The 15,015-nt window shown below is 50.0% G+C and carries 13 protein-coding genes and 1 riboswitch; of the genes, 9 read left to right on the top strand and 4 right to left on the bottom strand.

All coding sequences use genetic code 11. The features are described from left to right. Nucleotides 1–31: 31 nt before the first annotated feature. Nucleotides 32–1,174: a transglutaminase domain-containing protein gene (locus tag B9D94_RS03355; RefSeq protein WP_006212723.1), complete on the top strand. Its 1,143-nt coding sequence runs from the start codon at nucleotides 32–34 to the stop codon at nucleotides 1,172–1,174. A gap of 66 nt (nucleotides 1,175–1,240) precedes the next feature. On the opposite strand, the gene B9D94_RS03360 is transcribed toward B9D94_RS03355, so the two are convergent. Further along, entirely contained in the window at nucleotides 1,241–2,638 is a 1,398-nt protein-coding gene (locus tag B9D94_RS03360; RefSeq protein ID WP_231888095.1) for an amino acid permease, read from the bottom strand. A gap of 172 nt (nucleotides 2,639–2,810) precedes the next feature. Then, nucleotides 2,811–2,990, bottom strand: a riboswitch (Lysine riboswitch). 115 nt (nucleotides 2,991–3,105) lie between these two features. Continuing rightward, nucleotides 3,106–4,236: a virulence factor gene (locus B9D94_RS03365; protein ID WP_063477780.1), complete on the bottom strand. Its 1,131-nt coding sequence runs from the start codon at nucleotides 4,234–4,236 to the stop codon at nucleotides 3,106–3,108. A gap of 356 nt (nucleotides 4,237–4,592) precedes the next feature. Here B9D94_RS03365 and B9D94_RS03370 point away from each other — a divergent pair, with 356 nt between their 5' ends. The 4 genes from B9D94_RS03370 to B9D94_RS03385 all read left to right on the top strand — a co-directional run bounded on the left by B9D94_RS03370 (nucleotide 4,593) and on the right by B9D94_RS03385 (nucleotide 10,041). Next, entirely contained in the window at nucleotides 4,593–5,945 is a 1,353-nt protein-coding gene (locus B9D94_RS03370; protein WP_063477779.1) for a cytochrome ubiquinol oxidase subunit I, read from the top strand. Then, a complete protein-coding gene (locus B9D94_RS03375) occupies nucleotides 5,942–6,973 on the top strand; it encodes a cytochrome d ubiquinol oxidase subunit II (RefSeq protein ID WP_006212718.1) in 1,032 nt (343 codons plus the stop codon). The genes B9D94_RS03370 and B9D94_RS03375 overlap by 4 nt, the downstream gene beginning before the upstream one ends. Before the next feature lie 229 nt (nucleotides 6,974–7,202). Next, entirely contained in the window at nucleotides 7,203–8,234 is a 1,032-nt protein-coding gene (locus B9D94_RS03380) for an MBL fold metallo-hydrolase (RefSeq protein ID WP_006212716.1), read from the top strand. Between the two features lie 181 nt (nucleotides 8,235–8,415). Continuing rightward, entirely contained in the window at nucleotides 8,416–10,041 is a 1,626-nt protein-coding gene (locus tag B9D94_RS03385; protein ID WP_006212715.1) for an ABC-F family ATP-binding cassette domain-containing protein, read from the top strand. Nucleotides 10,042–10,170: 129 nt separating this feature from the next. On the opposite strand, the gene B9D94_RS03390 is transcribed toward B9D94_RS03385, so the two are convergent. Beyond that, complete coding sequence (locus B9D94_RS03390) at nucleotides 10,171–10,359, bottom strand: hypothetical protein (protein WP_006212714.1); 189 nt, start codon at nucleotides 10,357–10,359, stop codon at nucleotides 10,171–10,173. A 223-nt stretch (nucleotides 10,360–10,582) separates the two neighbouring features. Between B9D94_RS03390 and B9D94_RS03395 the strand changes: the two genes are divergently transcribed. Continuing rightward, on the top strand, nucleotides 10,583–11,461 hold the full coding sequence (locus B9D94_RS03395; protein WP_006212713.1) for a cation diffusion facilitator family transporter: 879 nt from the start codon (nucleotides 10,583–10,585) through the stop codon (nucleotides 11,459–11,461). 108 nt (nucleotides 11,462–11,569) lie between these two features. On the opposite strand, the gene B9D94_RS03400 is transcribed toward B9D94_RS03395, so the two are convergent. Beyond that, nucleotides 11,570–11,914 carry a hypothetical protein gene (locus B9D94_RS03400; protein ID WP_006212712.1) on the bottom strand — a complete coding sequence of 115 codons (345 nt, stop codon included), beginning with the start codon at nucleotides 11,912–11,914 and terminating at the stop codon, nucleotides 11,570–11,572. A gap of 186 nt (nucleotides 11,915–12,100) precedes the next feature. Here B9D94_RS03400 and B9D94_RS03405 point away from each other — a divergent pair, with 186 nt between their 5' ends. From B9D94_RS03405 to B9D94_RS03415, 3 genes are all read left to right on the top strand, one after another. After that, nucleotides 12,101–12,679 carry a hypothetical protein gene (locus B9D94_RS03405; RefSeq protein ID WP_148246463.1) on the top strand — a complete coding sequence of 193 codons (579 nt, stop codon included), beginning with the start codon at nucleotides 12,101–12,103 and terminating at the stop codon, nucleotides 12,677–12,679. A 258-nt stretch (nucleotides 12,680–12,937) separates the two neighbouring features. Then, entirely contained in the window at nucleotides 12,938–13,387 is a 450-nt protein-coding gene (locus B9D94_RS03410) for a MarR family transcriptional regulator (protein WP_006212710.1), read from the top strand. A gap of 54 nt (nucleotides 13,388–13,441) precedes the next feature. Next, on the top strand, nucleotides 13,442–14,947 hold the full coding sequence (locus B9D94_RS03415) for a DHA2 family efflux MFS transporter permease subunit (RefSeq protein ID WP_036643487.1): 1,506 nt from the start codon (nucleotides 13,442–13,444) through the stop codon (nucleotides 14,945–14,947). The last annotated feature ends 68 nt before the right edge of the window (nucleotides 14,948–15,015 follow it).

Consider the following 15,015-nt stretch of genomic DNA (forward strand, 5'->3'; position numbering starts at 1 on the left):
CGGATGAGGAAGATGAAGGGCGGGTGTACCGATGAAACGAAGCCGAGGAACGATAGTTAAATTACTGTTCATAGGGACTTTGGCGGTAACCGTTGCAGCAGTACCAGAGCCGGCTAACCTCAGTGATGTCTATGCTACTTCCAACAAAGCGGTCGTGAAGTCGGTCAGTGCCATTCAGCAGAAGCTGTTAACCGCGATGAGCGACAGGCAGTCAACGGTTCGTTTTGTTTATCAGGGAGAGACCAAATCACTGAAATCACAGCTTAAAGATGCACTCGATCAGGCGATGGCCAGTGATCCGTATATTCACTACACCATCGCAAGCTATAGCTACGACTATCGTGGAACATCCAGTTCCGCCAATGTTACGGTCCGGTTGAGTTACCGCGAGACTGCGGAACAGACGGACTATGTTAATCAGCATACCGACAGCATATTGAAGCGTATCATCAAGCCGGACATGAACGATCATGAGAAGGTGAAGGCCATCCATGATTGGGTCGTCCGCAACTTGAAATATGATACAACGCTCACGAAATATACGGCCTATGATGGGCTCTATACCGGCAGCACGGTATGCCAGGGCTATTCCCTGTTAACCCATAAGCTGCTGAGGGAAGCAGGAATTCAGAACAAAATTCTGGAAGGCACAGCTTATGCCTCTGACAATCCCAAGGGTCAGCTTCATGCCTGGAACCTGGTTCTGCTGGACGGCAAATGGTACCATCTGGACACAACGTGGAACGATCCGGTGCCGGATCGGGAGAATGAGGTGTCTTATACGTACTATCTCCGGACCGATGAACAGATGAGCCGCGATCATACCTGGGTGAAATCCTACCCGAAGGCGGATACGCTCTATCGCAGCACGCTGGCCGGGTTGGCCGTAAAGGATCGTGCGAAGGCCGGGGTATACGAAGAAATCAAGCGGGATTTGGAGTATCAGCTGTATGATACCCGTTCCATTGTCAGCTCCTATAAGCAGCTGGAGCCGCTGGTTAAGGCGGCTAAGGCTAAAGGCGGCCAAAAGCTCGTATTCCGGTTTGAAGGCAGCGAGCGTGAGCTTGTGAATGTGCTCCAGCAATTGCAGTTGAAGAGCAGTCTCGGCTCCATCAAATACTATCATAATGCTTTTGAAGATACGGATGATCTGAGAGTTCAAATCATATGGTAGTGCGATCACTAAAAAAAGGCTTCCCTCCTCATTGAAGGAGGGAAGCCTTTTTGTGCATATCTGGCTTTAGTTATTATTGACGTTCGTGCTTAGATCGCACTCATTCAAAGGCACAACCCGGCTTTTCTTAACGAACCGGTAGCCGAACCAGATGGAGAGGAACAGCGGAACGCTCACATACGTAGCAATGATTGTTAACCAGTCGATCTCACCGCTGAAATTACCTTGGCCAATGATGGCGACAAGGCAGAGCAGGAAAGCGAAGATGGGACCGAAGGGGAACCAACGCGCACGGAATGGCAGATCCTTCAGGTCTTTTCCTTGGGCAACGTAGGCCTTGCGGAAGCGATAATGGCTTACCGCGATAGCCAGCCAGTTGATAAACCCGCACATGCCGGATGCATTCAGCAGCCACACATACACAACACCATCGCCGAAGAAGGAGGCCAGGAAGGCCAGCATGCCAACTGCGGAAGTTACGATCAGAGCCGCTACGGGAACGCCGCGGCTGTTCAGGCGGCTGAGCCATTTCGGAGCCATTCCCTGCTTCGCCATCGCATACAGGACACGAGTTGAGGCATACATCCCCGAGTTGCCGGCAGACAGCACGGAGCTTAGAATGACCGCGTTCATAACCGATGCGGCAAAGGCCAGACCGGCCTTCTCAAACACCAAAGTGAATGGGCTGACCCCGATATTATCCACACCGGATTGAAGCAAGCTTGGATGAGTGTAAGGGATCAGCATGCCGATGACAAAAATAGCAAAGATGTAGAAAATCAGAATGCGCCAGAACACCTGGCGAATGGCCTTGGGCACATGCTTTCGCGGATTTTCACTTTCACCGGCGGCGACCCCGATCAGCTCGGTCCCCTGGAAGGAGAAGCCTGCAGCCATGAAGACCCCGACCAGTGCAAAGAATCCGCCGTGCACGGGCCCGTCGCCCAGGCTGAAGTTGGTGAAACCAACCGCTTCACCGCCAAGTATGCCGAAGATCATCATGACTCCGATGATAAGGAAGATAATGACGGTTGCCACTTTAATGATCGCAAACCAATATTCCGATTCGCCGTACCCTTTGGCGGACAGAAAGTTCAGCCCGAACATGATTGCGAGGAACAACAGACTCCATACAAACGAAGGGCTGTCCGGGAACCAAAATTTAATAATCACCGTTGCGGCCGCGAGCTCGGCGGCAATGGTCACGGCCCAGTTGTACCAGAAGTTCCAGCCGACGGCAAATCCGAAGGCAGGGCTGACAAACCGGGAGGCATAGGTGCTGAATGAGCCGGAATCCGGAAGATAGGTGGCCAGCTCGCCCAGGCTGGTCATCAGGAAATAGACCATAAGGCCAACGGCAGCATAAGCGATAAGCGCTCCGCCCGGGCCGGCAGAGGAAATGGCGGTTCCGCTTGCCAGGAACAGGCCTGTTCCGATCGAGCCGCCAAGCGCGATCATGGTCATATGGCGTGCTTTAAAGCTCGGCTTCAGCGAAGCAGCAGGGGCTTTTTTGCGATTCAAGGTCGAACACTCCTTCTATACACTAAGAAATAAAATTTGAAATCTATGCTCTGCCAGAAAAAAAGACCACAGGTCCAATACCTGCGGTCTTTATCGTATCCGCATCATTACCCTCCATGAAGATAGCACAACACGGGGAGTTCCCCGTGACAGTTCCGTTTCTTTCGACAACGGTCCCAGCACAGGATACAAGAGCATACCCTGCACTTCGGCAGACATGCCTTTCACTGTGCTTCACCGGCTTCTCTTCGCCTCGGCACAACTACTGATCATGTCTGCAACCTCTACCTCATCTTGGAATGATGAGGCTATCTGTATATTCAATTCTAGCAAGAGATTCCTAGTATAAATCACATCATTCGCTAGAAGCAATGGTTAATTTTGACGGTTCGCGGTTGACTCCTGTGCGATTAGGATTGATTCCGCTTGGCCATTTGCTGCCAGACGGTTCCGGCGGCTTCTTCACCGGATTCGATGCGTTCCAGTGCCATGCGGGCCTGAAGGCTAACCTCAAACTCCGGATCGTCCGCAGCTTCTTCAAGAGCGGAACGGGCTTCCTCGGTCCCCACTTCATACAGGAAGCGTGCAGCACGCCAACGAACAATCTTGCTGCTGTCCTTCAGCGTTTCGATCATGACCGGGGTAGCGGCAGCATCACCGATATCGGACAGCGTATCGCCGGCGGTACGGCGCACGGCTGGCGTTTCGTCGCGCATCGCTTCATATAAGAGCTCCATCGCTTCAGGTGAGCGAAGGTCGCCCAAGTACACAACAACGAGCCGGCGAATCTGCATCTTCGGATCCTGAAGCGCTTTGCGAAGCAGCGGGATGTGTTTCTCGGTCGGCTCCAGTACATCCAGGGCGGCATAGCGGACGCGCCAGTCTTCGTCCTGCAGCGCAGCTTCCATTTCTTCGTCTGTCAGCTTCCGGCGCTGCTCGACGAAGTCCTCATCGCTTGCACCATGGGCAATGGCCTGAGCGACAACCTTATCCAGCCGCTCCTGCGGGAATGCAGCCTCAAGCTCCTGCTCGACGTCACGGGCAATGTCGGCAAGCTGTCCGTAGCGAACGCCGTATTCCTTCAGTTTGCGTTCCTTGATAAGCGATGCGGTTCCCACGGCAGCTACCGCTTGGGAGAAGCGCTCGGACAGGCCGATACGTTCTTCCTGGTTACCGCCCTTTACACGAATTTGCATCGGAATATTCCGGAAATACTGCACGAATACTTGAGCTTCGCCGAAGGCGAAGTCCTCATCGGCTTCTTTTAATCCGGCAGCAAGTCCCTCCTGGCCGAATATTTCCTGAACAGCGCCCAGAATGGAAGGCCAATCGGCATTGCCTTTACGGTCCAGCGCGATGAAATCGAGGGTATGGAACACGCTCTTCACACCCGGAATGTGCAGCAATTGCTTGATCCAGGGGGGAGCCGAACGTTCGTTATCTACTGTATATGTTCTGCGTATCCCGGCTTCTAGCGTTTCATCGAGATGAAGCATCATGGAGTTCGGGCTCGGGGTTGGTTCAATGAATGTAATTTTCATGGTATGGTATCGCCTCCTTATCTTCTTATTGTACCTCTTTTCCCAGCAGGAAAAAACATCATGCAGCGGTTTCAAACAAAATGAACGGACTTTGGATAAAAAGAGGAAAGGTTTGTCAAACTGATAAGGGTGGCTGTATTCCATTCCTATTTTCAAAGAGTAACCGCTGCGAAGAATAGCACCCTTGCAGAGGGCTGTCATACATAAGGAGGCTGGCGTACGCATGTACAGGAATCAGGAGAGAAGGCTTGCGCTTCTATGCTTTATCGTTGCGGCCATTATGCTGTACGGCGCGGTGAAAGGATATTTGCGCTACATGAAATATTTTGGATAAAAGAACCCAAGGAGTGAACCTGATGTCTTCACTGGATCCAGTACTGATGAGCCGGATATTAACCGGTCTGACCCTGTTTGTACATATTGTTCTGGCAACCATCGGGGTAGGAATTCCGATCATGCTGGCCCTGGCGGAGTGGAGGGGGATCCGGACGGGAGACAATTACTATACATTACTCGCCAGGCGGTGGGCGCGGGGGTATGTCATTACCGTGGCGGTCGGCGTTGTGACAGGTACCGCGATCGGTCTGCAGCTAAGCCTGCTGTGGCCTACGTTTATGCGTGTTGCCGGTAAGGCCATTGCACTGCCGCTATTTTTGGAAACCTTTGCTTTTTTTGTGGAGGCTATCTTTCTAGGCATATATCTGTACACGTGGGATCGCTTCAAGAACAAGTGGACCCATCTGATGCTGCTGATCCCTGTAGCAATTGGCGCTTCGGGTTCGGCGTTCTTCATTACCAGCATGAACGCTTTTATGAACCAGCCGCAGGGCTTTGAACTGGTGGACGGTGTATTCACGAATGTAAACCCGTTCGTAGCCATGTTCAATCCGGCGACACCAACGAAGGTAAGTCATGTACTGGCTTCTGCGTATACCACCAGCGCTGCGGCATTGGCGAGTATAGCGGCCTTCAGCCTTCTGCGGGGGAGCAAACATATTTATTTTAAAAAAGCGCTGAAACTGACGGTGGTGTCCACCTTTGTTTTTGCTGTAGCGACGGTGATGATCGGGGATTTCTCCGGCAAGTTTCTGGCGAAATACCAGCCGGAGAAGCTGGCGGCGGCCGAGTGGCATTTTGAGACGATGACCGAGGCTCCGCTTATTTACGGCGGTTTCCTCGATGAGAACAATGAGATTAAGTATGCACTGGAGATTCCTTATGCGCTTAGCATATTAGCCGGGAATAGTCCCAGCACGGAGGTCATCGGGTTGAATGAATTTCCGGAGAATGAAAGACCGCCCCTGTCGGTCCACTATTTTTTTGATTTGAAGGTGACAAGCGGCGCGGTGATCGTTCTCATACCGCTCTTGTATATGTTCCGCAAGAAACTTCCTGGCAAAAAGCCTTATCCAAAATGGCTGCTGCTCAGTATATTGGCTTTAGGGCCTCTCTCAATGACAGCCATATGGCTGGGCTGGTTCCTTGCCGAGATTGGAAGGCAGCCATGGATCTTACGCGGATATATGAAGGTATCGGATGCTGCGACGACTTCTTCCAGCGTCGGCTGGATGCTGGTGCTGTTTATCGTCCTGTATCTGGTGCTCTCCATTTCCGCGATCCGGGTGCTTAGCCAATTGTTCCGCAATAAGAGTGCTGAAGAGGAAATCCGGCAGCTGGGACTTGAACTCGAAGGGGGAGACCGCAAATGAGCTATGCCATGGTGGCAATAACCGTCCTGTGGACGTTCCTGTTTGGCTATTTGCTGGTTGCCTCGATTGATTTCGGTGCCGGATTTTTCAGCTTTTACAGTGTTCTTACCGGACATGAGAACAAGATTCATAACATCATTCAGCGGTACTTATCCCCCGTGTGGGAAGTGACCAACGTGTTCCTGATCTTTTTTGTGGTCGGTCTTGTCGGTTTCTTTCCGGATGCGGCGTACTATTATGGAACCGCTCTGCTCGTACCGGGCAGCCTTGCGCTTGTGCTGCTGGCGATTCGGGGCGCTTATTACGCCTATCATACGTATGGCACCCAGATCGGGAACAACATCGTACACATGGGGTTATACGGAGCAACGGGCCTCCTCATTCCTGCTGCGCTGTCCACGATACTAGCCATCTCGGAAGGCGGCATTATCTATGTGGACAACGGGAAGGTGGAGCTGCACTGGTATGCATTCTTTACGAACCCGTACACGTGGTCGGTTATCCTGCTCGCTCTTGTCAGTGTTCTGTATATCTCGGCGATGTTCTTGTCCTATTACGCGCAGCGCGCGGGGGATGAGGTGGCATTCGGCGTGGTCCGGGGATATGCGCTGGGCTGGAGCGGACCGACCATCCTCGCTTCGGTTTTCGCGTTTTTCCAGATCAACCATCAGAATCCGGTCCATTTTCAAAACATGCTGGATATCGCCTGGATGTTTATCGCATCGTTTATCTGCTTCGTGATTGCGGTCTATCTTGTGTGGAAACGTACCCGGCTCGGCATCGCTTTTATCATGGTCATGTTTCAATTTGCGTTTGCCTGGTATGGCTATGGCCGCTCCCATCTGCCGTACATTCTCTATGATTACATTCATATTCATGAGAGCATTACGAACGACGCCATGGCGATCGCTTTAATTACCGCGTTCATCCTTGGCTTCTGCGTGCTGGTTCCTTCGCTGATCCTGCTGATGCGGCTGTTTCTGTTCGACGCCAACTACATTCGGGGCAAGTCCGCCAAGAAAGGGTGAGCGAAGTGGAGGATTTCAGCATTTTTGTCGCACCGATGCTAACCGTTCTGGCTGCTGTAGCCTTTCTGGCGATCTATGTTGTAAAGTACAAGGATCCTTCGGATTGAAGCTATATACTCAAAGGGATTGTTTCGCAAATAATCATTCGGTGTAAAAAGAACAACAAGCGTAAAGTTGAGCGGATAGGTCATTACAGGTTAAAATATGGGTAATGGAAGGAGGAGGCTGCATGCCAAAGATTCGCTATAACAATATCGATAACGTCAGCACAGACAAAACACTGAAACAGTTCAAGCAGTGGCGCGACGAACGTCGTCAGAAGAAGAAGGATTATTCCTACTGCATTCCGAATCTGACGCCGGATCTTCAGTATTTGCATAGCAACCGGCACGAAACCTCCGTTACCTGGATCGGGCACGCCACGTTCTTCATCCAATATGAAGGCATGAATATCGTTACTGATCCCGTATGGGCGCGGAGAATGGGTTTTAACAAGCGCCTCGGAGAACCTGGACTTCCCATTCATGAGATTCCTCCAATCGATGTTATTTTGATCTCGCATTCTCACTATGACCATATGCATATTGCTTCGATCCGCAAGCTGTATCGTGCGGATACGACCATTATTGTGCCAATTGGTCTGCGTCGCAAAATGATGAATAAGGGCTTCCGCCGTGTCATCGAGCTGAAATGGTGGGAATCCACGACCATCAGGGACGTGAAATTCTCATTTGTGCCAACCCAGCACTGGACACGGCGCACGCCGTTTGACACGAACACATCCCACTGGGGAGGATTCGTGATGGAGCCTGTTTTGCAGGACGCGAAGATCGACCCGGATCCTTCTGATGAATCCTCATGTGAAGTCGGGGGTGCTGCCGAGGCCAATACCCGCTTGCTTCCGCCGAATGTATATTTTGCCGGAGACAGCGGATACTTCGAGGGCTTCAAGCTGATTGGCGAGCGGTTCAACATCCACCTTGCTCTGATGCCGATCGGGGCCTATGAGCCGGAATGGTTCATGACGTCACAGCATGTCAATCCGGAAGAGGCGCTGCAGGCGTTTATGGATGTGAAAGCGGAGACGATGATTCCGATGCATTACGGTACGTTTAAGCTAGCTGACGATACAGCCAGAGAAGCGCTGGACCGGATGGAAGCGGAACGCCAGCGGCTCGGTATCGCCAAGGAGAGAATTTGCGTATTGAAGTACGGAGAAACCTTCAAGGTTCAGCCTGAATGCCGCAGTGCACAATCTTAATCACTTTAAATTTTAATAGGATGAACCATATAGGCCTCCTGTGTGCTTGCCAAGAGAAATTGGCGGGAGCAGGAGGTTATATTTGTTTAAAACCGTTTTATATCGTGCAGAAGCTTCGATAACCGCCGGACTTATGCTATAATGTGCTGAAACCAATAGTGATAAAGGATGGTAATGCTTAATGATCAGTACAAGCGGCGTAACGCTCCGCTATGGCAAACGAGCACTATTTGAAGATGTCAATATAAAATTCACCCCGGGCAACTGCTACGGCCTCATCGGCGCAAACGGGGCGGGTAAGTCTACATTCTTAAAAATCCTCTCCGGTGAGATTGAGCCAAACCAAGGCGAGGTTCATATGACACCGAATGAACGGATGGCGGTTCTGAAGCAGAACCACTATGAATATGACCAGTATCCAGTTCTGGAGACGGTTATCATGGGCCATGCACGTCTGTACCACATCATGAAAGAGAAGGATGCGCTCTATGCAAAATCCGATTTCTCCGAAGCAGACGGTATGCGTGCGGGTGAGCTGGAAGGCGAATTCGCAGAGTTGAACGGTTGGGATGCAGAGCCGGATGCGGCGGCGCTCCTGATTGGTCTCGGTATTCCGCGCGAGCTGCATGATAAGAAAATGGCAGAGCTGAGCGGCAATGAGAAGGTACGCGTTCTCTTGGCGCAGGCCTTGTTTGGCCGCCCGCACAACCTGCTGCTGGATGAGCCTACCAACCACTTGGACCTGGAATCGATTCAGTGGCTCGAGAACTTCCTTATGGATTACGAAGGCACCGTTATCGTGGTGTCCCATGACCGTCACTTCCTGAACAAGGTATGTACGCATATTGCGGATATCGACTTTGGTAAAATCCAGCTGTATGTCGGCAACTACGACTTCTGGTACGAATCCAGTAAGCTGGCTCTTGAACTTCAACGCGATGCCAACAAGAAAAAGGAAGAGAAGATCAAGGAATTGCAGGCGTTTATCCAACGCTTCTCCGCGAATGCTTCCAAATCGAAGCAGGCGACTTCCCGTAAGAAACAGCTTGATAAAATCACGCTGGAGGATCTTCGTCCTTCGAACCGGAAATATCCGTTTCTCCACTTCAAGCCTGAACGCGAAGCTGGTAAACAATTGCTCACGGTGGATGGCATTACGAAGTCCCTGGATGGCGAGAAGGTTCTGGATAACATCAGCTTTGTTGTGAACAAAGGCGACAAAATCGCATTTGTTGGACCAAACGGGATGCCGAAATCAACGCTGTTCCAGGTCATTACAGGTGAAACTGAGGCAGATGCGGGCGAATACAGCTGGGGAGTTACAACTACCCAAGCTTATTTCCCGAAAGACAACTCCGCTTATTTCGACGGCGTGGATATCAATCTTGTGGAATGGCTGCGCCAATACTCCAAAGACCAGGATGAAACATTCCTGCGGGGGTTCCTGGGCCGCATGCTGTTCTCCGGTGAGGAAGCGCTGAAGAAGGCAAGCGTATTGTCCGGGGGCGAGAAGGTTCGCTGCATGCTGGCAAAAATGATGCTGAACGGTGCAAACGTGCTGATATTCGACGAGCCGACGAACCACTTGGATTTGGAATCCATTACGGCACTCAACAATGGCCTGATCGATTTCGATGGAACGATTCTGTTCACCTCGCATGACCATCAGTTCATTCAGACGATTGCGAACCGGATCATTGAGATTACGCCGAATGGCGTAATTGACCGCAGCATGAGTTATGACGAGTATCTGGAGAGCGAAGAGGTTAAGGGTCTTCGTGAAAGCATGTACCCGGTTGAAGCATAAGGTTACAATTAACAGATGGCGGGGAAGATGATGGTTAACAGCTTTCATCCTCACCGCTCCAATAAAAAATGCTGCACCTCGGATAAGTTGGAGGTACAGCATTTTTTTCGCGTCTGTAGGGCTTTGGCTCTACGAACCGCCAGTACGACGACGCTGGTTGTTTGGTTTTTTGTTGTTTTGACTTTTCATTTTTTGCGCAGATCCAGCCTGGAATTGTCCCGGCTTATTGGCAGCTGAATTTTGCTGTTTCTTCTGCTCCAGCTTTTGCTTGATGGCATCAGCCAAATTCACTTTACGTGACTCATTATTCTCGGGCATAGTATCACCCTCCTCTTCGTGTTCGCTTGTCCTCATTTTATTCGTTTTTAAAACGCCCGGCAAGGGTAACAATGATTAATATCATTTTCTACGTCCACTGAAGGATTGGACGAAAGCCATCATGTTTCTTTTGGACCCACACGAATTTCCGTTATTAGGATTAAATATGGATAATGATGGATATGCTTTAACCCTATAGGGAGCAGCAAAAGGAGAGACATGCATGGTAAATACCTATGACAACATCAAACAAGGTGAACGCGGGGCCTGGATCAGTATTGCGGCTTATCTCGTATTATCATCGTTTAAAATATTCAGCGGATATTTTTTTGCATCCAGTGCCCTGCTTGCGGACGGCTTCAATAACCTTACGGATATCGTGGCATCACTCGCTGTATTGATCGGACTGCGGATTTCCCAGAAACCGCCGGATTCCGATCATGCATACGGGCATTTAAGAGCGGAGACGATTGCAGCATTAATTGCCTCATTTATTATGGCGGTTGTCGGGATACAGGTGCTGGTTGAAGCCGTGCGTTCTTTTTTTGAGGGAGCTAAGGAAGTGCCGAATCTATGGTCTGCCGGCGTAGCGGGGATCAGCGCGATTGCGATGATTGGTGTCTACCGGTACAATCGGAACCTGGCCCGACGGATCGATAATCAGGCGCTCATGGCGGCGGCCAAGGATAATTTGTCGGATGCACTTGTCAGTGTGGGGGCAGCGGTCGGTATCATTGGCGCTCAATTCGGTTTGCCTTGGCTCGATACGGTAGCAGCAGTAGCCGTTGGTGTCATTATTTGCAAAACGGCATGGGAAATATTCAGGGATTGCACTTATAGTCTGACGGATGGTTTTGACGAGAATCGTTTATCAGACTTAAGGAGCACGATAGCCCGTACGCCCGGCGTTGAGGGTATCAAAGACATGAAGGCCCGAATTCACGGCAATCACGTGCTGGTGGATGTTGTCATCGAGGTGGACCCGGATATCAGCGTTTTGGAGGGGCATCGAATCAGTGACCGCATAGAAGAGCAGATGGAGAAGATTCACAATATCATGAGCGTTCACATCCATGTTGAGCCTAAAGCTTCGTCATCGTAGTCTGGTGGATAATAAGAGGTTATACAAATGGCAGGTCAAGATTTCTTGACCTGCCATTTAATATGCAAGGGATACTTGATGGATCAAGGAGCCCTTAATCATAGATGATTACTCTACATAAATCCAAGCCTTACCGAGCCATGTATAAACTTCGACCCATTCCCCGCCAAACACGACATCCTGTCGATTGCCGGTGGTGTCGATTTTTTGCGCACCCAAGGCGCCAAGCTTTTGGCCATTTGGAGCGTTATAGAAGTAAGTTCTTTCGGTCAGCTCAATCATAGGTGTAGGAACAAGTACAACTTCCTCAGGTTTGATAATCGGCTCTTCTACCGAGATGGGAGCAGGTGCGGTTGTGTCGGATACCGTTCCGCTGATCGGATCTGCGCTGGCTACGGCGGTCAGGGACAGGGTGAGTGCTAGGGCTGCAGTAATGCTTAGAGTTTTTTTCATAGAATAATTCCTCCTTGGGACCGAAGTATGATTTGACAATATCGTAATAACCACGATTTGGATGTTATGAACCAAGAAAGTTGGGAACATTTCTCAAATCGTGACAAGTTTCACGGATTCCTATATACTTTGGAGATGGGAAAAACCCTGTATTTACAGGGATATCCAATGGGAGGGGGACTAAAGATGGTACGCCGAAAAAAAAGAGCCGGACGATTCCTATTCGGAATATTTATCCTGCTCCTTGTGATCATCGGTGCGGCGGTCTGGTTTGTTTATCCTACACAGTCTCTGGACATGCGTTATCGCTCCGTTGATTTCAAGGACAAGTTGATGACCATGGTATCGAACCGGGATACTCGTATGCTGCTGAGCACCGAGGAAGTCGGGGAATTGAGCAAAAAGAACATGGTAAAATATATAAGCACCCATAATCTGGGTGTTGAGATTACTGGGGCCGATTTCACGATGAACGGCACTACCATGACAGCGCATATGAACGGGAAATGGGGGATCGTTCCCTTTGGTGCCGTGCTTCGCTTTCAAATGTCTGCGGAGGGAAGCCATCTTTACTTGACTCATCAATCTACAACCATCCGGGGCGTTGAAGTACCGCAGAATCTGTTTCAACTGGAGCCCATTCAAGTTTCGCTGAAGGACTATTTACCGGATCTGGTAACAGTGAATAATGTTAAATTTCTATCCGATGGTCTGGAATTGAATTTCACGATGGATTGGATGTCCATTCCGTCGCTGTTTAAGTAAAGTTAGAGACTAGGCTTAAGACTCAAACAAGAAATCTTGTTTGAGTCTTTTTTTTATGATGATCTATCATTCAATGTCATAATTTTCAGAAAAACATTATGGTAAAAATATATATGTAAAGATTGACACTGTGGAGATCGGCCACTATAATCAGTAATTGTTTAGAAATAAATGTTTTAGTACTAAAGTATTTAGAGGCGAAGGAGTGGGTGTCTCTATTGAAGGAGTGCTGGACCTTTAAAGGAGTGTAATGAATACATGTCCATGCGGAATGAAATTCTGGAGTTGGAGATGCTATTTAAGAAGATGGTTCGGACGGTTCATCATGAATGGCAGAAGGAGGGGTTTCCTAAAATAGGCAGAACCCAGTATGCCGCTTTGGAGAAACTTCATGAACTGGGGTCCTTGAGATTGTCGGACTTGGCGGATACCATTCATGTGACGTGCGGGGCAGTAACCGGCATATCCGATAAGCTGATTGAAGGCGGATTTGCGCGTCGAATAAGAGATACCGAGGATCGCCGGGTTGTCCATCTGGAAATTACGCCCCGCGGGCTGGATCTGATCGATCAATTGGCCAAGAAGCGCGCCGAACTGAGTCATTTGTTATACGGATTCTTATCCGACGAAGAGGTTAAGCAGCTTAACATCCTGTATCGCAAAATTATGGTGAATGTCGAACATATGCAAAGTCAGATGTCCACATAGAACAATACAGTTTATCACATGAACTTACTTAGAAAGAGAGAGTGAAACCTACACATGAGTACCCATACTGCTGTTCGCCCCGGCGAGCCCATTAAGAAAGGTCCCATCATTGCCGCATTGATGATTGGTGCATTTGTTGCGATTCTCAATCAGACATTGATGAATGTTGCTCTTCCGAGCATCATGGAAAATTTGAATATCAAACCGACGGTAGCCCAGTGGCTGACTACAGGCTTCATGCTGGTAAATGGGGTGCTGATTCCTGTTACCGCCTACCTGATCGCGCGTTTCTCGACCAGACAGCTGTTTATCAGTGCGATGACGCTGTTTACGATTGGCACCTTGCTGTGCGCCGTTAGCCCGAACTTTGCATTCCTGCTGACCGGACGTCTCGTTCAGGCAGCTGGCGCGGGCATACTGATGCCGCTTATGACCGTTGTATTTCTGAACATTTTCCCTATTGAGAACCGGGGGAAAGCGATGGGCATGATGGGGATCGCCATGATCTTTGCTCCTGCCATCGGGCCTACGCTCTCAGGATATATCGTGGAGCATTATGATTGGCGTGTGTTGTTCTACATGATTTTGCCTTTCTCCATTATTGCAACGCTAATCGGGATCTTCTTCCTCAAAAATGTGACCGAGGTCAGCCGACCTAAGCTGGATATGCTCGCTGTCATTTTATCGACTCTTGGATTTGGCGGTCTGCTGTACGGCTTCAGTGATGCCGGGAATGACGGTTGGTCCAGCGCACCGGTTGTTACCACGCTGGTTGTCGGTGCGATCGCACTCATCCTGTTTGTATGGCGGGAAATGACCGTCGACAATCCGATGCTGGAGTTCCGTATTTTCAAGTACAACATGTTCTCGTTAACAACCTTGATCAATGTCATTGTTACGATGGCGATGTATGCGGGTATGATTCTGCTTCCGATCTATTTACAGCAGATTCGCGGGTTCACACCTGTAGAATCCGGACTTCTTATGCTTCCCGGTGCTATTCTGATGGGAATCATGTCGCCGATTACGGGGGCGATATTTGACAAGATCGGCGCCAAATGGCTCGCTGTCATCGGTCTTGCCATTACGGTCATTACGACATGGGAGTTCAGCAATCTGACGGAGACGCTGTCTTACAACCACATTATGATCATCTACACGGCAAGAATGTTCGGGATGTCCATGCTCATGATGCCAATCCAGACGGCTGGACTCAACCAGCTGCCACGGAGCATGAACGCTCATGGCACCGCCATGTCGAATACGCTCCGCATGGTTTCCGGCTCGATCGGAACGGCGATTCTCGTTACCGTGATGTCTACCCAGGCACAGAGCAAGGGGGAAGCCTTGATGCAATCGGGACTGTTTGATCCGAAGAATCAGGCCGATCTGCTTAAGCTTGGAAACGAAGCAACCATTTATGGCATTAACTATGCCTTTGTCATTGCTACAGGTATCAGTGTGGTTTCCTTGATTCTGGCTTTCTTCATCAAGAAAACGAAGCCGGCGGATGAGCCAAAGACCTCCGGTAATCAGGAAGCCGCCGCAGCGACGCTGTAGTCCTTATTCCTATCAACTGCGCAGCAAAAAAAGGGTGTCCCAAGCCGTTTATCTACGGCAGGACACCC

The organism is Paenibacillus sp. Cedars, assembly GCF_003184205.1.
Lineage (GTDB): Bacteria > Bacillota > Bacilli > Paenibacillales > Paenibacillaceae > Paenibacillus_AQ > Paenibacillus_AQ glucanolyticus.